The organism is Xanthomonas sp. NCPPB 3582, assembly GCF_041475735.2.
In the GTDB taxonomy this organism is placed as follows: Bacteria; Pseudomonadota; Gammaproteobacteria; order Xanthomonadales; family Xanthomonadaceae; genus Xanthomonas; species Xanthomonas codiaei.
The window spans coordinates 4,729,055-4,749,101 of sequence record NZ_CM192968.1 but is presented as its reverse complement, the minus strand read 5'-3'; the positions used below and the strand labels follow the sequence as shown (position 1 = coordinate 4,749,101).

Here is a 20,047-nt window from a genome sequence, read left to right as displayed (position 1 = left end):
GCACGTCGATAACCCTCACAACTCCTCCGACTGAATTCACCATGTCCTCCACCATGCCGAAGTTCGTCAGCCTGCAAAGCAAACTGCTGGGCGCGCTTGCGTTGGGCCTGGCTGTCATCCTGCTGTGCGCGCTCGGCGGCCTGGGTACGGCCTGGCTGAGCCTGTCGGGCAAGGTGCCGCCAGAGGTCGCGCAAGCCTCCAGCAGCGAAGAGATCACCCGCGATTTCCGCCTGCAGGTGCAGGAGTGGAAGAACGTGCTGATCCGCGGGCGCGACCCGGCGCAGCTGGACAAGCATCTGACAGCCTTCCGCGAGCAGGGCAAGAAGGTACAAGCCAGCACCGAGGCGCTGGCCAAGGCGGCGCAGGATCCGCAGGTCCGCGCGCTGGCGCAGGACTTCGCCACCGCGCACCTGGGCCTGCAGGCCAACTACGAAGCGGCGCTGGGCAAGTTCGCTGCCGCCGGTTACGACACCCAGGTGGGCGACCAACTGGTCAAGGGCCAGGACCGCGCGCCCAGCCACACGCTCGAAGCGCTGGTCCAGCGCAGCAAGATGCTGGCCGATGCGGCGGTGCTGGCCGGCTCGCAGTCGGCGCAGCGCAAGCTGGTGTATTCGGCTGTTGCCACCATCGCCGCAGCGCTGTGCCTGGTGGTGGTGCTGGGGTGGTGGATACGCCGCGCGATCGTGCGTCCGATCGAAACCGTTGCACAGGCGGCGCGCCTGGTGGCGGCCGGGGATCTGTCGGCGCGCGCGGCGGTCGCCACGCGCGACGAGATCGGCCTGCTCGGCCAGGCGATGGGGCAGGTGGTCACCACGTTGGCCGATGTCTCCAGCGCACAGGCGGACATGGCCCAGCGCCACGATGCCGGGCAGATGAGCTACCGCATGGATGCACAGGCCTTTCCTGGTGCCTACGGCCGCATGGTGGACAACACCAACAGCCTGATCGGTGCGCAGGTCGGCCTGATCGGTACCATGCTGCAGGTGATGCAGCATTACGCGGTGGGCGACATGTCGGTGGACATGCCGCGCCTGCCCGGCGAAAAGGCCCAGATCACCGAGGCCATGGACACCACCAAGCGCAACCTGGCCGCGATCAATGGCGAAATCCGCGGCCTGGTGGACGCCGCCGCCGCTGGCGACTTCGCCACCCGCGGCAACGCCGACGCGTATCAGTTCGAATTCCGCGGCATGGTCGAGGGCCTCAATGGCTTGATGCAGAACGTGGACCTCAACCTGGCCGAGTTGTCGCAGTTGCTCAAGGCCATTGCCGATGGCGACCTGACCGCGCGCATGCACGGCAACCAGCAGGGCGTGTTCGCGCGGATGCGCGACGACGCCAATGCCACCGTGCAGCGCCTGACCGATATCGTCGGCGACATCACGCTGGCGGCGCAGACCATCCGCACCGCATCGGCGGAAATCGCCGCCGGCAACAACGACCTGGCCCAGCGCACCGAACAGCAGGCGGCGAACCTGGAAGAAACCGCGGCCTCGATGGAAGAACTGACCTCCACCGTGCGGCAGAACGCCGAGACCGCGCAGCAGGCCAGCCGGGGCGCGCAGGCCGCGGCCGAGATCGCCGGCCGTGGCGGTGAAATGGTGGCCAGCGTGGTCGATACCATGGGCGAGATCGAAGGCTCGTCCAGGAAGATCGCCGAGATCATCTCCGTCATCGACGGCATCGCCTTCCAGACCAATATCCTGGCCTTGAACGCCGCGGTGGAAGCCGCACGTGCCGGCGAACAGGGCCGCGGTTTTGCCGTGGTGGCCTCAGAAGTGCGTGCGCTGGCGCAGCGTTCGGCCGGCGCGGCCAAGGAGGTCAAGCAGTTGATCGATGCCTCGGTGGACAGCGTGGCGCGCGGCAGCGCGCGGGTGGAACTGGCCGGACGCACGATGCAGGACATCGTGCAGTCGGTGCAGCAGGTCACCACGTTGATCGCGGAGATCTCCGCCGCCTCGCGCGAGCAGTCGGCCGGCATCGAACAGGTTGCACGCACGGTCAACGACATGGACGAGACCACCCAACGCAATGCGGCACTGGTGGAAGAAGCCTCGGCGGCCGCGCGTGCGATGGAAGAACAGGCAGTGGAGCTGAGCGAAGCGGTAGCGGTGTTCCGCCTGGATGCACGCACACCGCGCCTGGCGGCTGCGGCATGACACAGGACCACAGGTCATGCACGCCCGCCATGCCTTTGGATGCAGCCAACAGCCAGGTCAAACGCCTGGTTGGTCGCTGGTTGGTCGAGGGCAACGCACACCGAATGTCGGTCGGTCGCTAAGCAAAAGGCCGAGCGCCTTGCAGGCTGCGTGTCCTTGCTGGTGGCGGTCGCAGAGCGACACGACAGCCAGCTGATCGGAAGCAGCTCGTGCAGTGCTTGCCACCGTGCACACCGGCACTCTCCATTGGTCCTTGCTCGTTTACCGTCGCGGGACCGTTGGCGGCATGCCGCCAAAGAGCTTACATGGAGCGACTTGCAGCGTGTCCTGCGATGGTGGGCGGGCAAGGGCCCTGCAGCAAACGCGCAGCGTCCAGGGCGCAGTGCCCTCACCGCTTGCGCTACACGCGGTAAATCCATCCGTGGCGGCTCGATGGCGGCATCCAGACCGCCAATGGTCCTGCAATCGACGAGAACGCCGCAGCAGAGAGTGGCGGGTGGTTAATCGAACAACCAGGACATCGCACCGCGGTGCCGTCAGGCCCGCCGCATCAGGCCAATCTCCATTTCACAGCTCAACCGGCTTCGCGCACCCGCGCGGTCAGGCCCTTGAGGAAGGCGCGCAGCAGCTGGTCGCCGCAGGGGCGGAAGTTCTTGTGGCCGGGCTGGCGGAACAGCGCCGACAGTTCCGGCTTGGACAGCGGGAAGCCGGCGCTGGCGAAGATGGCGTGCATGTCCACGTCCTTCAGTTCGAAGGCCACGCGCAGCTTCTTCAGCACCAGGTTGTTGCCGACGCGGGTTTCCAGCGGGCGTGGCGGCTGGCTTTCGTCGCGGCCACGGAAACGCAGCACCAGGCCATCGAGGAAGCGCGCCAGCATCGCATCGGTGCAGGGCGCGAAACCGGGCTCGTCTTCCTTCTTCAGCCAGGCCTGCACCTGCGGCTTGTCGAGCGCGAACCCGGGGTCGGCCAGGTGGGTGATCTCCACCACCTTGTCGTCGCTGAGGTCGAGCATGTAGCGGATGCTGCGCAGTACATCGTTGTGGATCATGACCATTCCGGAGCCCCGGCCCGTGGCCGGAAAGCGCATAGTCTACGGGGCCGGAGTGAAACAAGCCTTACACGCCGGCGCGGGCACGGCAGTGCCCGGTCGGCTGCGCACCGCGCGCTCAACTGCCGCGATAGGTCGAGTAGCCATAGGGCGAGAGCAGCAGCGGCACGTGGTAATGGCCGTCGTCGGCGATGCCGAAGGCGATCGGTACCTGCTCCAGGAACGGCGGGTCGGCCAGCGGGGTGCCGAGGCTGCGCCAATAGGCGGCCACATCGAATTCGAGCCGATAGCGGCCGGGCGACAACGCCAGCGCCGCCAGCGCCGGGCAGCGTCCATCGGGATTGGTGACCGCCTCCAGCCGCAGCGTGTCGCCGGCGAACAGGCGCAGCGGCACGCCAGCGGCCGGACGCCCGAGCGCGGTATCCAGCACGTGGGTGGACAGCGTGCTCATGCCACCGCCTGGGTGGGTTGCGGCCACTGGCCGACGAATTCCGGCTGGTCGTAGGCCAGGTAGCCATCGACGATGGCCTGGCGGTCGTCCAGGAACAGCTGGTCGGCCACCGCGCGCGCCAGCCGCGGCAGTGCCACCTTCAGCCCGGACAGCGCCGCGGCCGAGGGGCCGTGGTTGATCAGCGCCGAATAGTTGAAGGCGAACAGGCCGTGCAGCAGCGCGGCATCCTCTGGCGTGCGCGGCAGCAGTTCGAAGCCCGGCCCCAGGTAGGGATGGGCATCCAGCACCGGATTGGCCTGGCCCGGCGGCGGCTGGTAGCGGTCGGCCCAGCAGGCGATGCGCCCGGACAGCGCGGCCAGCTCCGGGCGCAGCTGCGGGTCGGTGACCAGGCCGGTGGCGATGGCGAGGAAATCGAAGCGGTGGTCGCCCTGCGGCGTGCGCACCACCACCGCGCCGTCGCGCTCGGCCACCTCCCGCCACGGCGCGCCCAGGTGCAGGGCGAAGCCGGTATGCGCGCAGGCGCGCTGGAAGGTGTCGTTGGTGGGCGGCTGGTTGTGCGCGAAGAAGCTGGCCATCATGCGGTACTTGTCCGCATCGGGCAGGGCGAGAAAGCGCGGAATGATGCCGGCCTGCTCCATGTGCCGGAACGGGTTGATGCGCGGCAGCTCACTGCGACGCACGAATACCTCGGCACTGGCGACGCCTTGCTCCAGCGCGAAACAGGCATTGTCGAACGCCGATGCGCCGCCGCCCAGGATGCCCACGCGCTTGCCGGCCAGCGCGGCGAAATCGATGTGGCCGGAAGTGTGCGCGTAGCAATGCGCGGGCAGGGCGTGGGCGATCCAGTCGGGCACCACCCATTGGCCGCCGCCCTGGATGCCGGTGGCCAGGATCAGCTTGCGGGTCAGCAGCGGTGCCCCCATCGCCAGATGCAGGCGGTGGATGCCGGGTGCGATGTCCGGCTCCACCCGCACCAGCCGGGTGGCATTGCGCACCGGCAGCCGCAGTACCGCGCGGTACCAGCGCAGGTAGTCCATCCAGCTGCCGCGCGGAATCTTGTCCAGCGCGTCCCAGGCGGCGGCGCCGTGCTGCGCTTCCCACCAGGCGCGGAAGGTCAGCGACGGCACGCCCAGGTCGATCGAGGTGATCTGCTTGGGCGTGCGCAGCGTCTGCATGCGCGCGTAGGTCACCCAGGGGCCTTCCTGGCCGGCCGGGTTTTCGTCGATGACCAGCACGTTGTGCACGCGCTCGCGCTGCAGCGCGAAGGCCGCGCCCAGGCCGCTCTGGCCGGCGCCGACGATGATGGCGTCGTAGACATGCCCGGCCGGATGCACGCGCGGGGCCACCCAGGCATCGCCGCCGTGGGCCAGGCGTTGCAGGTCGCGGGCGAGGTCGCGTTCGAGCTGGGCCAGGCTCATGGCAATGCCTCCAGGCGCAGCTGCACGATCTTGCCGATCTCGGCGAGGGCGGTGGAAATCTCTTCGTTGCGCGATGCATCCAGGCGGCGTTCCAGCGCGGCCAGGATGCCGGCCTTGTCGTGCAGCCGCACGCAGATCACGAACGGAAAACCGAAGCGATGCCGGTAGGCCTGGTTGAGCGCGTGGAAGCGCTGGAACTCGGCCTCGCTGAGCCGATCCAGCCCGGCCGAGGCCTGTTCGGCGGTGGAGGCGGCGGTGAGCGTGCGATCGACCGCGGCCTTGCCGGCCAGTTCGGGATGCGCGCGGATCAACGCGATCTGCTCCTCGGCCGAGGCCTCCACCACCACCTGCATCAAGCCGCGGTGCAGGTCCTCGAAGGGGCGCCGGCGCGCCGCGCGCTCCACCACCCAGGGCGAGTGCTCGAACAGCTCGCGGTAGCGCGCGACGAACGCCGCATCGTCCAGCACGGGATCGTCGGTCACGCTCATGCGTGGCTCCCCTGCAGCGAGACGTGCGCGGCCACCACCTTCCAGCCATCGGCAAAGCGCACCCAGCTCTGGCTCTGGCGGCCGCGCGCGCTGCTGCCCTCGCGCTCGAATTCGGCATGGGTGGTGGCCAGATCCTGGCCGAAGCCATGCACCTCGACATGCGTGAGCCGGCGCTGCGGCGAGCCGCCACGGCCGATGCGAAACGCGCGGATCGCCTCAATGCCATACAGCACCTCGCCCACCCCGTAGCGCACGGTGCTGGGCGCGGCATGAAACAGCGCATCCATTGCGGCGATGTCGTCGCGCATCAAGGCGTCCTCGTAGGCGTGGAAGGCAGCAGTCACTTGCGCGATCACCTCGGGCAGATCGATCTGCGATGCATCGATACTCATGCCGGATGCACCTGCAGCCAATGGCGGGCGATATCGATGCGTCGCGCCACCCACGCATCGCCGCTGGCCAAGACGTGATCGACGAAGCGTGCCAGCGCCGCGGCACGCGCCGGCTTGCCGGCGATGCGCCCGTGCAGGCCGATCGAGAGCATGCGCCCGCCTTCGCTGCGCAACTGCTCGAAGCCATCGCGCAGGTAGCGGAAGAACGGTTCGCCATCGGCAAACCCGTTATAGGCGACGAATTTCATGTCGTTGGCATCCAGCGTGTACGGCACGATCAACTGCGCGCGGCCGTGGCGGCGGTCGTAGTACGGCACATCGTCGGCGTAGCTGTCGGCGTCGTAGAAGAAGCCGCCTTCCTCGGCGATCAGGCGCGCGGTATTGGGACTGGTGCGGCCCTGGTACCAGCCCAGCGGGCGGCTGCCGGTGACCTGGGTGTGCACGGCGATGGCCTTGGCGATATGCGCGCGCTCGGTGGCCTCATCCACCTGCTGGTAGTCGATCCAGCGCAGACCGTGGCTGGCGATTTCCCAGTTGGCGGCCTGCATCGCCGCCACCGCCTCGGGATTGCTCGCCAACGCGTTGGCCACGCCGAACACGGTGACCGGCACGCCGCGCGCGGCGAACAGCCGGTGCAGCCGCCAGAAGCCGGCGCGGCTGCCGTATTCGTAGAGGCTTTCCATCGCCATGGCGCGTGCGCCGGGTTGCGCTTGCGCACCGACCATTTCCGACAGGAACGCCTCCGAGCCGGCATCGCCGTTGAGCACGCAGTTCTCCGCGCCTTCTTCGTAGTTGATCACGAACTGCACGGCAATGCGCGCGCCAGCGGGCCAGTGCGCGGCCGGCGGCGTGGCGCCGTAGCCGACCAGGTCGCGCGCGGCGCTCATGCCACAGGCTCCGCGTGCCAGGCCGCCAGCGCGGCCTCCACTGCCAGGCCCGGCGTGCAGGCGTAGCCTTCGGCACGCAGCACCGCTTCCAGCGCGGCCAGGGTGATCAGCACCTTGTGCTTCATCGCGTTGTAGCCCATTGCGCCGATGCGCCAGATCTTGCCTTGCAGCGGGCCGAACGCGGTGCCGATCTCGATTTCGAAATCCTCGCGCATGCGCCGGCGCACCGCATCGTTGTCGATGCCCGGCGGAATCACCACGCCGGTGACGTTGGTCATGCGGTGCGCATCGCTGCCGAACACCTCCAGCCCCATCGCGCGTACGCCCGCGCTCACCGCGCGGCCGGCGGCGGCGTGGCGGGCGAAGCGTGCGGGCAGGCCTTCCTGCAATGCCACGCGGGCGCATTCGCGTGCGCCGTAGAGCATGGTGGTGGCTTCGGTGTGGTGATTGAGGCGCTTGTCCGACCAGTAATCCATGATCATCGCCAGGTCGAAATAATTGGAGGCGATGCGCGGGCCGCTGCCATTGGCGATGTCGGCCCGCACGATGCCACGCTCGACATGGCGGCGCGCAAAGATGGCCTCGGCCGCGCGCTCGGATACGGTGATCGGCGCCGAGCCGGAGGGCCCGCCCAGGCATTTCTGCAGGCCACCGGTGACCACGTCCACGCCCCAGCGGTCGGCGGCGATCTCCATGCCGCCGAGGGTGGCGGTGGCATCCACGTAACTCAGCGCACCGGCGGCGCGACACAGCGCACCCAGGCCGTCGAGCGGCTGCGCCATGGTGGTGGAGGTGTCGCCGTGCACGGTGGCCACCAGCCTGGGTGCCACGCGTTCGATCGCCTCGGCAATGGCCTGCTGTGGCACCACCTCGCCCCAGGGCGCGTCCACGCTGTGCACCTGCGCGCCAAGGCGCTGCAGGATTTCGGTGAGCAACAGGCCGAAGCGGCCGAAGTCGATGACCAGCACGCGGTCGCCCGGTTGCACCAGCGACACCAGCGCCGCTTCGATGCCGGCGCGAGCGGTGCCGTCGACCAGGAACGTCCAGCGGTTATCGGTGCCGAACAGCGGCCGGTACAGCGCCATCACCTCGTTCATGTAGCCGGTCATCTCCGGGTCGAACTGCCCCAGCAGGTCGGCGGCCATCGCGCGCAGCACGCGCGGATGCGCATTGACCGGGCCGGGGCCCATCAGCAGCCGCTGTGGCGGATCGAGTTCGGCGAAGGTGTGCAGGTGACGCAGGTCAGGTGACAAGGGGCGCTCCCAGGTGATCGATGAAGTGGCGCATGACCGCCAGCGCGACCTCGGCGTCGGCCGGGTCGACGTGTTCGTCCGGATGATGGCTGACGCCGCCGGCGCAGCGCACGAACAGCATGGCGGTCGGGCACAGCGCGGCCATCGTCATCGCATCGTGGCCGGCGCCGGAGACCAGCCGCCGTGGGGCGATGCCTTGCGCGGCGACGGCCTGTTCGAGCCGGGCCATCAGCGCCGGTGCGCAGGGGCTGGCGGCCAGGGTCTGCAGCGACTCGATGGCGATCGCAATGCCGCGTTCGCCGCCGATGCGGTCCAGTGCGTGTTCGATCGCGTGCACCGCGGCGTCGCGGGTGGCGTGGTCGCCGGCGCGCACGTCCAGCGTGCAGTCCACCCGGCCGGGCACCACGTTGACCGCACCGGGGGCGAGCTGCAGTTTGCCGACGGTGGCGACCAGACCGTTGCCGCCATCGCGCGCGATGCGTTCGATCGCCAACAGCGCTTCGGCCGCAGCGCTCAAGGCATCGCGACGCAGCGCCATCGTGGTGGTACCGGCATGCCCGGCGCGGCCGTCGAAGCGCAGCGCGAAACGACGCTGCGCGGCGATCGCAGTGACGATACCCACCGGCAGGCCTTCGGCTTCGAGCACGGGGCCTTGTTCGATATGCGTCTCCAGATACGCCACTACGCTGCCCGGCGCGCGCGCGGCGTGGTGGATCTGCGCGATGTCCAGATCCCACTCTGCCAACGCGTTGGCGACATCGATGCCGGCCGCGTCGCTCACCGTCAACGTGGTCGCATCGAGCGTGCCGGCCACCGCGCGGCTGCAGAACATGGACGCCGGAAAGCGCGAGCCCTCCTCGTCGCCGAAGGCGATCACTTCGATCGCGAACGGCAGCCGGCGCGCTTGCGCCTGCAGTGCGGCCACGCACTCGATGCCGAGCAGCACGCCCAGCGGGCCGTCGTAGCGGCCGGCATCGCGCACGCTGTCCAGGTGGCTGCCGATCAGCAGCGCCGGTGCATTGGCGTGCATGCCCTCGTAGCGTCCGATCAGGTTGGCCGCCGCATCCAGCCGCACCTGCATCCCGGCCTGGCGCATCCACTCGCCCACCTGCGCCACCGCGGCGCGGTGTGCGGGACTGAGCCAGGCGCGGAACAGGCCACCGGGTGTGTCGCTGAAAGGCGCTGCGCCCAGCCGGTCGCAACGCGCCACCGCGCGCGCGCCGGATGCCGCCTGTCCGGACGCTGCCTGATCGACGGCAACCGCTGTACTCAGCATGCGCCAGCCCGGCTGGAACGATCCGGATGCCTTGCACACGGCAGGGCCAACGCAGTGGCGGAAGGGAACATGCTGCGTCCTTGAAAGGGAAGGCGTGGGGCCGATCCACGGCGGGAGGGCGGTCGTTTCGACTATACGAAGGCAGGCGTGTCGCCCCAAAGCGGTTTTTTTCGAGGGTGGCGTTGCAAAAAACGCGACAGCGCAGGCGCCGGCCGGATCTGCGGCAAGGAGAATGGACAACCGTCACCATCGCCAGGAACACCGGGTAGCCCACGACCAGGCTGCTACAGTCCTGCAGAGCATGAATCGGATTCACCAATGGCACGCGATAATTTCAAGGATCTGCTGGCGCTGATCGCCATCGTGCGGGAAGGCAGCTTCACGCGTGCCGCGGCCACGCTGGGCGTATCGCAATCGGCGCTCAGCCACACCATCCGCGGGCTGGAAGCAACGCTGGGGCTGCGACTGCTCACCCGCACCACCCGCAGCGTGGCGCCGACCGAGGCGGGCGAGCGCCTGATCCAGACCGTGGCACCGCGGTTCGCCGAGATCGAGGAAGCGCTGTCGGCACTGAGCGTGATGCGCGAGACCCCGTCCGGCAGCGTGCGCATCACCGCCACCGACTATGCTGCGCGCGAAATCCTGTGGCCGCGGCTGGCCGTGCTGCTGCGCCAGTACCCGGACATCAAGCTGGAGCTGGTGGTGGACAACGGCCTGACCGATATCGTGGCCGACCGGTACGATCTGGGCGTGCGCCTGGGCGACCAGGTGGAAAAGGACATGATTGCCGCACGTATCGCGCCGGACATGCGCATGGCGCTGGTGGCCTCGCCTGCCTATCTTGCGCGCAGGCCGGTGCCGACCACGCCGCAGGATCTGACCGCCCACACCTGCATCAACCTGCGCATGAAGAGCGCCGGCGGGCTGTATGCCTGGGAGCTGGAAAAAGATGGCCGCGAAGTCATCGTGCGCGTGGAGGGGCAGCTCATCTTCAACGGGATCTACGAAGCGCTGGATGCGGCACTGGACGGTTTCGGCATTGCGTTCGTGCAGGAAGACCTGGTGCGCCCGCATCTGGAGGCCGGGCGGCTGCGCTGGCTGATGCAGGACTGGTCGCCGACCTGGCCGGGCCTGCATGCGTTCTATCCCAGCCGCCGGCACTCTTCGCCGGCATTCAATCTGGTGCTGGACGCGCTGCGCTACAAAGGGTGATGCCGCGCGCAGCATCGCAACGGCGCGCGTACCGGTCAGGACAAGGCACGGCTCATGAGTGCGCCTCATAGGCCCGTGCGGCTGATCGATCTTTATCGCCGGCGGCGGCCTACGTAATCTTCGCCTCCACCACGCCGCGCGCCAGCACAGCCAGACTGCGCGGTCGTCCTGTTGCCGGCCCGAAGCCGATGCCCGACATCGGCTGCCATTCCATTCCCAGACCTCGTCCCCGGCCATCCGTCATGCCGGTGGCGCGAGGTCGTTCTGCACGTTCTTGTGAGGCCCCGTGATGCCAGCCAATACCGTTGCCACCGATACAGCACCGCGTGATGCGGTTGCAGATACGCGCCAGCGCTGGGGCGCGGTGGGTTCGATGTCGCTGTGCGTGGCGCTGTTGATTGCAGCCCGATGCAGCGTTACGTCCCTCCGGCCGGAGGCGCCTCGCCAAGTTCCTGGCGTAATGCGTCGACGCACTCGTCGACGAAGCGGCGCACCTTCGACGAGCCGCGACGTCCTTCCACATGCACCACATGCACCGGTTCCGGCGCGATTTCGAACCCTTCCAGCACGCAGGCGAGTTGCCCGCTGCGCAGGTACTCGCGCACCTGGTAGGACGGCACCTGGGTCAGCCCCCAACCCTGCAGTGCGGCGTGGATGGCGGCGTTGGAGGCGCTGACGCTGAGCCGCGCGCCCACATCCACCAGATGCTCGCGGCCATCCACCCGGAACGGCCAGCGCGGTGCGCGCTCGGCCGACGAGATCGCCACGGTGGCGTGTTGCATCAGCGCATCCGGATGCAGCGGAATGCCGTGCGTGCGCAGATAACCGGGCGTGGCGCACACCATGCGGCGCACGCTGCCGACCGGGATGGCGGTCAGCGACGAGTCGGGCAATGCACCGATCCGCACGGCGACATCGATGCCCTCATCCAGCAGCGCCATCACCCGATCCAGCAGGACGGCGCGCACCTGCACCTGCGGGTAGCGCTGCAGGAAGCGTGTCACCACCGGCATCACGTGCAGGGCGCCGAACATCTGCGGTGCGGTCACCGTGAGTACGCCGCCAGGCAGTGCGTGCATCCCGGCCGCGCGCGTCTCCAGCTCGTCCAGCTCGCTCAGCAGGCGCCGGCAATCGCTGGCGTACTGCTGGCCGGCTTCGGTGAGCCGCATGCTGCGGGTGCTGCGGACCACCAGCAGCACGCCGAGACGGCGCTCCAGCTGCGCGATGGTGCGGGTGACCGTGGCGGTGGAAATGCCGAGCTTGCGCGCCACCCCGGCAAAGCTCGCCTGCTCGGCCAGCGCCGCGAATAGCGTCATTTCCTGGATGCGATCCACCGATGCCTCGCGCTCGACCATCACCTTCGACAAGGCGCGAAGCCTAGCAGCCCGCAGTGAGCGAGCCGCCAAGGTGCGTCTGCCCTACATGCATGCGAGCGCAACCGCCGGGCGCGGCATTGCGCGCCACGCAATGCTCCATTCAACCCCACGGTGGTTCTCGCGCCATGCCGGCGCACCTAGCATGGCCACCATTCCACACGCCCTTGCCGGATCCCATGCCCGCCGAGTCACGCACCGCGTTCACTCCACACGACGTTCCGGCACTGCGCGAGCGCCGCAGTGTCCTGCGCGCGTCCTGGATCGGCACCGCGCTGGCCTTGGGTGCCGGCGTACTGCGGGCGGCCGACACGCCTGGCCGCCATGTCCCACCCCTTGCAGGAGACAGCATGTCCCACGATCCCACCCAGCGTGTCCGCTATCGCACCCAACAGGTCGGCGATGTCCACGTGTTCTACCGCGAAGCCGGGCGCCAGGATGCACCGGTGCTATTGCTGCTGCATGGCTTTCCCAGCGCCAGCCATATGTTCCGCGACCTGATGCCGTTGCTGGCAAGCCAGTACCGCCTGATCGCGCCGGACCTGCCTGGTTTCGGCATGACCAAGGCGCCGCCGCGTGGGCAGTTCGACTACACCTTCGAGGCGCTCTACAAGGTGATCGAAGGCTTCACCGAGGCGCTGGGCCTGGACCGCTATGCGCTGTATGTCTTCGACTACGGCGCGCCGGTGGGCCTGCGGCTGGCAGCGGCAAACCCGCACAAGGTCAGTGCCATCGTCAGCCAGAACGGCAATGCCTATCTGGAGGGTTTCAGCGATCAATGGGATGCCTGGCAGGCGTACTGGCGCGAGCCGACGGACGCCAACCGCCAGGCCTGCCGTGCCTCGCTGTCGGCGCAGACCATCCGTGAGTGGCAGTACGGCACCGGTGCCGATCCGAGCAGGCTCTCGCCCGACGGCTACACCCTGGACATCGCCTACATGGCGCGCCCGGGTGCCGAAGAAATCCAGCTGGACCTGATCCTGGACTACCGCAGCAACCTGCAGGCCTACCCCGCGTTCCATGCGTATTTCCGCGCCCATCAGCCGCCGTTGCTGGCGGTGTGGGGCCGGCACGATCCGGCCTTCGTGCCGGCCGGCGCGCAGGCCTATCGCACCGATCTGCCGAACGCCGAAGTGCACCTGCTGGACACCGGCCACTTCGCGCTGGAAACGCATGCGGCGGAGATTGCGGCGTACCTGCGTGATTTCCTGTCGCGTGCGCTCGGTGGATCGGCGTAATCCGGGCACCGGTGCCTGGCATGCGAAAGCGGCGACAGAGGTGCGCACGCGCGCAGGGAGGTGGCAGTTGTGCGTGCTAGCGTGCCGCCACTCTCCTCCGACAAGTCCCGCATGGCCACCTCGCACCGATGGATAGGGTTGTTGCTCGTCAGCCTCTTGCCAGCACCTGCGTTCGCAGGCACCGCGGAGGGCGGCTACCGACAGCCGCCGGAGCCGTTGTTGAGCGTGATGCGTGCACCGCTCAATCCATCGCCGCGGCTGGATCCCACCGGCAGGACCTTGCTGCTGGTGCAGCGGAACCCGTATCCGCCGATCGCACGGCTGGCCGAGCCCTATCTCAAGCTCGCCGGCGTGCGGGTGGAGCCGCGCACGCATAGCCGCCACGACATGTCCAACGGCTACGGCATTCGCGCCTGCCTGCAGGGTTTCAGCCTGATGGACATTGCCACCGGCACGCAGACGGCCGTGGCCCTGCCGGCCGACGCCTGCCCGGCGTTGCCGGTGTGGTCGCCCGACGGGCGCCGCTTCGCCTTCAACAACACCGCCGCCGACCGTGTCGAACTCTGGGTGGGAGACACCGCCACCGGACAGGTCCGCAGGATCGACGATGTGCAGCTCAACCCTGTGCTTGGGGGCGAGATCCAATGGCTGGGCGGCAGCGACACCCTGCTGCTGAAGACCGTGCCGCGCGAGCTGGGCCCCGCACCACGCAAGCCTGCGCTGCCGCCGGGCCCGGAGGTCAAGGAAACCATCCAGGGCAAGGGTGAAAGCAGTACCTACGAAGCCCGCGATACGCTGTCCAGTCCAGAGGACGAGGCGTTGTTCACCTATTACGCCACCGCACAACTCGTCACGGTGGATGCGGCGAGCGGTCGCCAACGCAAGCTTGGGACCCCGGCGGTGTACGACACGGTCGACGGCGCGCCGGATGGCCGGCATGTGCTGGTGGAACGGTTGAAGGCGCCGTATTCCTATGTCACCACCTATACGCGGTTCGCCCACGCTATCGCGGTGCTGGATCTGGAAACTGGCGGTGAACGTGTGCTGGCCACTCTGCCGGTTGCAGACCGGGTGCCGGTGCAGGGTGTGGCGACCGGCCCCCGCGCCTACTCCTGGCGCGCCAATCAGCCGGCCACGCTGGTGTGGGCCGAGGCACTGGACGGCGGCGACTGGAAAACCAGCGTGCCCGCACGCGACAGGTTGATGACGCTGGCGGCACCGTTTACCGCCAGGCCGCGCGAGCTGGGGCGCGTGCAGCAGCGGTATGCAGGCCTGTCCTGGTTCGCCGACGGCGGGCAGGCGTTACTGGACGAGTACGACGAAAACCGCCATTGGCGGCGGACCACGCTGGTGGATGTCGACCGCCCTGCCGCTGGCGGACGGGTGTTGTTCGACCTGTCCACCGACGATCTGTACGCCGATCCCGGCCTGCCTGAAATGCAGGTGCTCGCCAACGGCCAGTCCGTGCTGCGCCAGACCCAGGGCGCGTTGTTCCTGAGTGGGCAAGGCGCCTCGCCGGCCGGCGACCGGCCGTTCCTGGATCGTTATGAGCTTGCCACCGGCAAGACCCGGCGGCTGTTCCGCAGCGATGCCCAGGTGGACGAGGTGTTCTTCGGATTTGCCGGCGACGATGTGTCGCGCCTGCTGACCTGGCATCAGTCGCTGACCGATCCGCCCAACGTGTATCTGCGCACCCTGGGCCAACCGCTATCGGCTGCGGCCGCAGGCGAGGCTGTCGTTGCGTCCACCGCGACGCAGATCACCCGGTTCCCCGATCCGACCCCGCTGGTGCGGCAGATCAAGAAGCGTCTGGTGAGCTACAAGCGCAAGGACGGCGTGGACTTGTCGTTCACCCTGTACACGCCGCCCGGCTACCAGGAAGGCACGCGCGTACCGGCGATCCTGTATGCCTACCCGCTCGACTATGCCGACCCCTCCAAGGCCGGCCAGGTCAGCGGCGCCAGCGAGCGCGAGTTCACCCGTCTGGGCTACTACCAGCTCTTGTTGCTGGCCGGTTACGCCATCATCGACAATGCCGCTTTCCCCATCGTGGGCGACCCCAAGACCGCCTACGACACCTATCTGCAGCAGCTGGTGGACGATGCCACCGCTGCGGTGGACAAGGCGGTGGAGTTGGGGGTCGTCGACCGTCAACGCATCGGCGTCACCGGACATAGCCACGGCGCGTTGATGACGGCCAATCTGCTGGCGCATACCGATCTGTTCCGCGCAGGTGCCGCCACCAGCGGCAGCTACAACAAGACGCTGACGCCATTTGGATTCCAGAACGAGCGTCGTTCGTTCTGGGCCGCACCGGAGGTCTATGCGCAAGCCTCCGCGTTCTTCCACGCCGACAAGATCGACGAGCCCTTGTTGATCGTGCATGGCATGGACGATGCCAACCCCGGTACCGAAACCACCCAGGCTCCACGCCTGTTTCAGGCCATCCGCGGCAACGGTGGCACCGCGCGCCTGGTGCTGCTGCCCTTCGAGCCGCACTGGTACAGCGCACGCGAATCCACAGAAGACGTGGTGGCCGAGATGCTGGATTGGTTTGACCGTTACGTAAAGAATGCGCCGCCACGCGGTGCCGGCAGCACGCAGGATCGCTAGGCCCGCTACCCTGGAGCAGGCTGACTGACACCGCGATGGCGTCGGTGCGGGAGTGGGGCGTTGCTTGCGCGCCGATGCTGCTGGTCAAGGCGCGCTCCTGGCCCATCTGCAGGGCGCGCGCCTGGTCGCGAGCCATCGCATGGCCGGTGATGCCACCGGCCATGCGCTGCGCAGCGGGTGTGCGCCAGGCTGCGGAAAGCCGAGCTTGCAGCAATGCGATCGCAGCGATGCCTTGGCCGCCGGGTGACGTGATCGGTACCTCGCATCACCTGGGGCCGCATCACCCTCTTAGAGCAGCTAGCAAAACGACTGCGCGGCCGCCAAGCGGGCACGGTCGGTGCTCGGTGCGGCATGTACCACTCGTACACTGCGGTTCCTCAGCGCCGTCCGCACCCACCTGACGACCGCTCGCTACGTTTTGTTAGCCGCTCTTAGTCGGCGGACAGCGAGCCCAGGGTGAAACCGGACACCGCATTGACCTTGCCGCGCCAGAGCACGCCACGGTTGCTGGGCAGCGGCTGGCCGCCGGGTGAGAAGCAACGCGCATCGATCAGGTGGATGAACTGCGGCGGTGCGCTGCTCTGCTGGCCGTCGTCATCGTCGGCGGCGGCGTCGTAAATGCTGGCATGGCTGGCGAATGCAAGACGAATGTCTTCCTTCTCCTCGTCGCTGCCGGGAAACGCCGCAGAAAATTCCTGCGCGAAGGCTTCGAAGTATTGCTTGCCGCTCACCAGCTGGCCCGAGACGACCACGCCCTCCACGAACAGGGTGATGCCGAACTGCGTATTGGAAGCGTTGGCAATGCCGACCAGCTTCTGCAGGTACCAATCCACGCTCTGGCCGTCGAACGCCAGCTTGACGTCTTCCAGCGACGGTTGATGTTGATCCTGGTCTGTCATGTTGCTCTCCTCTAGGTGGATTCGACGACGCGTCATGTCCATGCCGGATCTAGGTCACCGGCCATGGTGTGCGCAAGCATGGCACACGTCCTCCTGCAGTGACTGCGGCCGGGTTCGCTCGGGCAGCGACGAAAGCACCGTGTTGTGATGGATCGACGCCTGCCCCGGATGCGCGCGGGATCGCTTCGGCAGGCCATGCCATCGTGTGGCACACCGCTCGCCGTGCTCACCACCCTGCAACGGCGCCGTCCGAGCGCGGATCGCTCGCGCCGCTGATCACGCCATCGGCCTGCCGCACCAGGGCACCGGCATGCCCCATCACCGCGGTGTAGGCAGGCAGCAGTTCCACCGCGTGCCCGGCCTCGCGCAAGGCCTGCACCAGCGCCGGATCGAAGCGGTCTTCCAGCTTCAGCGTGGTGCTGTTCTCGCCCCAGGTGCGGCCGAGCAACCAGCGCGGCGCCGTGATCGCCTGCTGCAGCGGCATGTCGAAGCGGGCGTAACGCGAAAACAGCGCGGCCTGGGTCTGAGGTTGGCCTTCGCCGCCCATGGTGCCGTAGGCCATGACGCGGCCATCGTCGAAGCTGGCCAGCGCCGGGTTGAGGGTGTGGAACGGTTTGCGCCCCGGGGCGAGCGCGTTCCAGCCGTCCGCCGCCAGGCGGAAGCTGCAGCCGCGGTTCTGCCAGGTGATGCCGGTGCGTGGCAGCACCAGGCCGGAGCCGAACTCGAAGTAGGTGGACTGGATGCAGCTGACCGCACGCCCGGCGGCATCGATGGCGCCGAACCAGACCGTGTCGCCGGCCTGCGAGGGTTGCGGCCAGGGCAGGGCGCGGGTCATGTCGATGCGTGCGGCCAGCGCGTCGAGCGCGGCGCTGTCGTCCAGCAGTGCCTGCGCGTCCAGCGTCATCCACGCCGGGTCGCCGATATGCGCATCGCGGATCAGAAAGGCCTGCTTGGTGGCTTCGACCAGGCCGTGCACATGCGCAAGGCTGTCGGTCTGGGTCACCTGCAGGCGGTCGAACAACGCCAGGATCAGCAGCGAGGCCAGGCCCTGGGTGGGTGGGGCGTGGTTGTAGACGCGTGCGCCGGCAATGCCCACCGACAACGGCACGCTGCGATCGGCGCTGTGCGCGGCCAGGTCGTCGGCATGCAGCGGGCTGCCGAGCGCATACAGGTCGGCGGCGATGTCGGCGGCGAGTGCACCGCGATAGAAACCGTCCAGGCCGGCGTCGGCCAACCGCTGCAGGGTGTCTGCCAGCTGCGGTTGCTGCAGCAGCACGCCCTCGCGCAGGGGCACGCCGTGGGGTTCGAAGATGCGTGCGTAGGCGCCGGGCTGGCAGCGCAGTTCGCCGCCCTTGTCGGCCGCTATCTGGGCGCCGCCGGCGGTGACCGGAACACCGGCGGCGGCGTGATGGATGGCATCGGCGAGCAGGCGCTGCAGCGGCAGCCGGCCATCGGCCCGTTGCAGCGCCAATGCCCAGCCGGAGACGGTGCCGGCCACGGTATTGGCCGCAGCGGGACCGCGCCAGGGGATGCCGGCCTGGCCGGCGTAGTAGTCCAGGGTCGCTGCACGCGCGGCGCGGCCGCAGGCGTCGATGGCGTGGACGTGGCCATCCGGCTCGCGAATCAGCCAGAAGCCGTCGCCGCCGATACCGGTCATGTGGGGATACACCACCGCCAGGCAGGCGGCGGTGGCAACCGCCGCTTCGATGGCGGTGCCGCCGTCGCGCAGCACATCGCGGCCGGCCTGCGCGGCCAGGTGATGCGGTGCCACCACCATGCCGCGGCAGGCGCGCAAGGTCTGCAGCATCACTGGCCCTCCGCCGGCGGGCTGAAGGCCAGGTGCCCATCGCGTTCGAGCTGCGCGGCGAGGGCGAACAGGCGGTCTTCGCGGCCGGGCGCGGCGATCAGCTGTACGCCTAACGGCAGGCGGCCCGGACGCGGCAGTGGCGCGGCCAGCACCGGGCATCCGGCCAGGCCGAGCGGCTGGGTGAAGATGCCCAGGTTGGCGCGTGCCGAGACCGACAGGCCGTCGATCTGGATGGTGTCCTGGTCGATGCGCGGCGCCACGCACGGCGTGGCTGGCGCGATCAACACATCCACCTCGTCCCACAGCGCCCGCATCGCGGTAGCGAACCAACGGGCGAAGGCCTGCGCATCGGCCACCGCGCTGGCCGGCAGCTGCAGCCCGGCCAGCAGACGGTCGCGCGTGGCCGGGTCGAACTGCTCGGCCTGCGTTGCGAGGGCGGCGCGATGACGGTGGCCGCCTTCGGCGGCGGTCAGCACGAAGGCCGCCGCACGTGCGCGCTCGGCTTCCGGCAATTCGACCACCGCGTTGCTGTTGCAGGCCTGCAGCAGCGCGCCCAGGCCAGCCTCCAGTTCGGGATCGAGATTGCGCTGGAACCAGCCGCCAAGCCGGGCGATGCGCAGGGTGTTGGCAGTGCAGGCTGCAATCGGCTGTCCGAGCAACACCTCCTGCACGCGGCGCAGGTCGGCCACGCAGGTCGCGAACGGCCCCACCACGTCCAGCGCATCGACGAAGGGAAACACGCCCTCCAGCGGAATTGCGCCATGCGTCGGGCGCAGGCCATACACGCCGCACAGCGCGGCGGGCACGCGGATCGAGCCGTTGGTGTCCGAACCCAGCGCGAACGGCACCAGCCCCGCCGCCACCGCTGCCGCCGAGCCACCCGAGGAGCCGCCGGCCAGATGCTGGTAGTCGTGCGGATTGGCGGTGGTGCCGTGGTGCGCGTTGACGGTGGCAAAGCCGTAGGCGAATTCGTCCATGTTGGCAGTGCCGACCAGCACCGCACCGGCATCGCTCAGGCGTTGCACCACCGCCGCATCGCGGTGGGCCGGCGCGCAGTGCGCGCGTACCGCCGCGCCGGCGGTGGTGACCTGGCCGGCGACATCGAACAGGTCCTTGACCACGAACGGCACGCCCGCCAGCGCACCGCCATCGCCGCCACCGCTCAGCGCCGATTGCACACGCGCGGCATCGGCGGCGGCGCGTGCCGGCAGCAGGCGGGTGATCGCGCACAGGCGGTCGTTGGCCTGGTGGATGCGCGCCAGTGTCTGGGTGGCCAGGCGCGCGATCTGCGCGGGCTGGCTACGCGAGGTGGCAACGATGGCCGCGATCTGGCCACGTGGGCCGGCGGTGTCATGGCCCGCGGCACGTGGTGGGTTGAAACTGCTCAACAGGTGCGCATGGCCGCGCAGGATGTCGGTATTGCGATCGATGCCGGCTTGCCACTGCGCTGGGAGTTGCATGGGTCACCTTGGGTTGCTGGTGCTGGTGCGGGTCGGGCCCCTCTCCCGCCGGGAGAGGGGTTGGGGTGAGGGT

General features: G+C 68.7%; 16 protein-coding genes and 1 other RNA gene. 5 read left to right on the top strand and 12 right to left on the bottom strand.

What is annotated here, in order from left to right:
- The first annotated feature begins 41 nt into the window (after positions 1-41).
- The gene (locus tag ACCQ05_RS20170; protein ID WP_372392256.1) at positions 42-2,159 is read left to right on the top strand and encodes a methyl-accepting chemotaxis protein; all 2,118 of its coding nucleotides are present in this window, start codon (positions 42-44) and stop codon (positions 2,157-2,159) included.
- A 574-nt stretch (positions 2,160-2,733) separates the two neighbouring features.
- Here the strand turns inward: ACCQ05_RS20170 and ACCQ05_RS20165 are convergent.
- From ACCQ05_RS20165 to ACCQ05_RS20130, 8 genes are all read right to left on the bottom strand, one after another.
- Entirely contained in the window at positions 2,734-3,207 is a 474-nt protein-coding gene (locus tag ACCQ05_RS20165) for a YehS family protein (protein ID WP_228962796.1), read from the bottom strand.
- 118 nt (positions 3,208-3,325) lie between these two features.
- Positions 3,326-3,685: a hydroxyisourate hydrolase gene (gene uraH / locus ACCQ05_RS20160; protein WP_104543044.1), complete on the bottom strand. Its 360-nt coding sequence runs from the start codon at positions 3,683-3,685 to the stop codon at positions 3,326-3,328.
- A complete protein-coding gene (gene hpyO, locus ACCQ05_RS20155; protein ID WP_372392255.1) occupies positions 3,655-5,076 on the bottom strand; it encodes an FAD-dependent urate hydroxylase HpyO in 1,422 nt (473 codons plus the stop codon). Before hpyO ends, uraH begins: the two co-directional genes overlap by 31 nt.
- Entirely contained in the window at positions 5,073-5,564 is a 492-nt protein-coding gene (gene uraD, locus ACCQ05_RS20150) for a 2-oxo-4-hydroxy-4-carboxy-5-ureidoimidazoline decarboxylase (protein ID WP_372392254.1), read from the bottom strand. The genes hpyO and uraD overlap by 4 nt, the downstream gene beginning before the upstream one ends.
- Positions 5,561-5,956, bottom strand: a complete 396-nt coding sequence (gene hpxZ / locus ACCQ05_RS20145; RefSeq protein WP_372392253.1) for an oxalurate catabolism protein HpxZ — start codon at positions 5,954-5,956, stop codon at positions 5,561-5,563. The genes uraD and hpxZ overlap by 4 nt, the downstream gene beginning before the upstream one ends.
- Positions 5,953-6,843: an allantoinase PuuE gene (gene puuE, locus ACCQ05_RS20140; protein ID WP_372392252.1), complete on the bottom strand. Its 891-nt coding sequence runs from the start codon at positions 6,841-6,843 to the stop codon at positions 5,953-5,955. The genes hpxZ and puuE overlap by 4 nt, the downstream gene beginning before the upstream one ends.
- Positions 6,840-8,096 (bottom strand): pyridoxal-phosphate-dependent aminotransferase family protein, encoded by a 1,257-nt coding sequence (locus ACCQ05_RS20135; RefSeq protein ID WP_372392251.1) that lies wholly within the window; start codon positions 8,094-8,096, stop codon positions 6,840-6,842. The genes puuE and ACCQ05_RS20135 overlap by 4 nt, the downstream gene beginning before the upstream one ends.
- Positions 8,086-9,372 carry an allantoate amidohydrolase gene (locus ACCQ05_RS20130; RefSeq protein WP_506191531.1) on the bottom strand — a complete coding sequence of 429 codons (1,287 nt, stop codon included), beginning with the start codon at positions 9,370-9,372 and terminating at the stop codon, positions 8,086-8,088. The genes ACCQ05_RS20135 and ACCQ05_RS20130 overlap by 11 nt, the downstream gene beginning before the upstream one ends.
- A 318-nt stretch (positions 9,373-9,690) precedes the next feature.
- On the opposite strand from ACCQ05_RS20130, the gene ACCQ05_RS20125 reads away from it, so the two are divergent.
- Entirely contained in the window at positions 9,691-10,584 is an 894-nt protein-coding gene (locus ACCQ05_RS20125; RefSeq protein WP_104543058.1) for a LysR family transcriptional regulator, read from the top strand.
- A gap of 416 nt (positions 10,585-11,000) precedes the next feature.
- On the opposite strand, the gene ACCQ05_RS20120 is transcribed toward ACCQ05_RS20125, so the two are convergent.
- The gene (locus ACCQ05_RS20120) at positions 11,001-11,942 is read right to left on the bottom strand and encodes a LysR substrate-binding domain-containing protein (protein ID WP_372394193.1); all 942 of its coding nucleotides are present in this window, start codon (positions 11,940-11,942) and stop codon (positions 11,001-11,003) included.
- 365 nt (positions 11,943-12,307) lie between these two features.
- On the opposite strand from ACCQ05_RS20120, the gene ACCQ05_RS20115 reads away from it, so the two are divergent.
- The 3 genes from ACCQ05_RS20115 to ACCQ05_RS20105 all read left to right on the top strand — a co-directional run bounded on the left by ACCQ05_RS20115 (position 12,308) and on the right by ACCQ05_RS20105 (position 16,235).
- Positions 12,308-13,195, top strand: a complete 888-nt coding sequence (locus ACCQ05_RS20115; protein WP_372392250.1) for an alpha/beta fold hydrolase — start codon at positions 12,308-12,310, stop codon at positions 13,193-13,195.
- Positions 13,196-13,306: 111 nt separating this feature from the next.
- Entirely contained in the window at positions 13,307-15,808 is a 2,502-nt protein-coding gene (locus ACCQ05_RS20110; RefSeq protein ID WP_372392249.1) for a S9 family peptidase, read from the top strand.
- Positions 15,809-16,159: 351 nt separating this feature from the next.
- A non-coding RNA gene (locus ACCQ05_RS20105) (sX9 sRNA) lies at positions 16,160-16,235 on the top strand.
- A 4-nt stretch (positions 16,236-16,239) separates the two neighbouring features.
- Here the strand turns inward: ACCQ05_RS20105 and gvpU are convergent.
- The 3 genes from gvpU to ACCQ05_RS20090 all read right to left on the bottom strand — a co-directional run bounded on the left by gvpU (position 16,240) and on the right by ACCQ05_RS20090 (position 19,974).
- Positions 16,240-16,707 carry a gas vesicle accessory protein GvpU gene (gvpU, locus tag ACCQ05_RS20100; RefSeq protein WP_104543064.1) on the bottom strand — a complete coding sequence of 156 codons (468 nt, stop codon included), beginning with the start codon at positions 16,705-16,707 and terminating at the stop codon, positions 16,240-16,242.
- Positions 16,708-16,933: 226 nt separating this feature from the next.
- Entirely contained in the window at positions 16,934-18,514 is a 1,581-nt protein-coding gene (locus tag ACCQ05_RS20095; protein WP_372392248.1) for a gamma-glutamyltransferase family protein, read from the bottom strand.
- Entirely contained in the window at positions 18,514-19,974 is a 1,461-nt protein-coding gene (locus ACCQ05_RS20090; RefSeq protein ID WP_228962786.1) for an AtzE family amidohydrolase, read from the bottom strand. The genes ACCQ05_RS20095 and ACCQ05_RS20090 overlap by 1 nt, the downstream gene beginning before the upstream one ends.
- Positions 19,975-20,047: the final 73 nt, after the last annotated feature.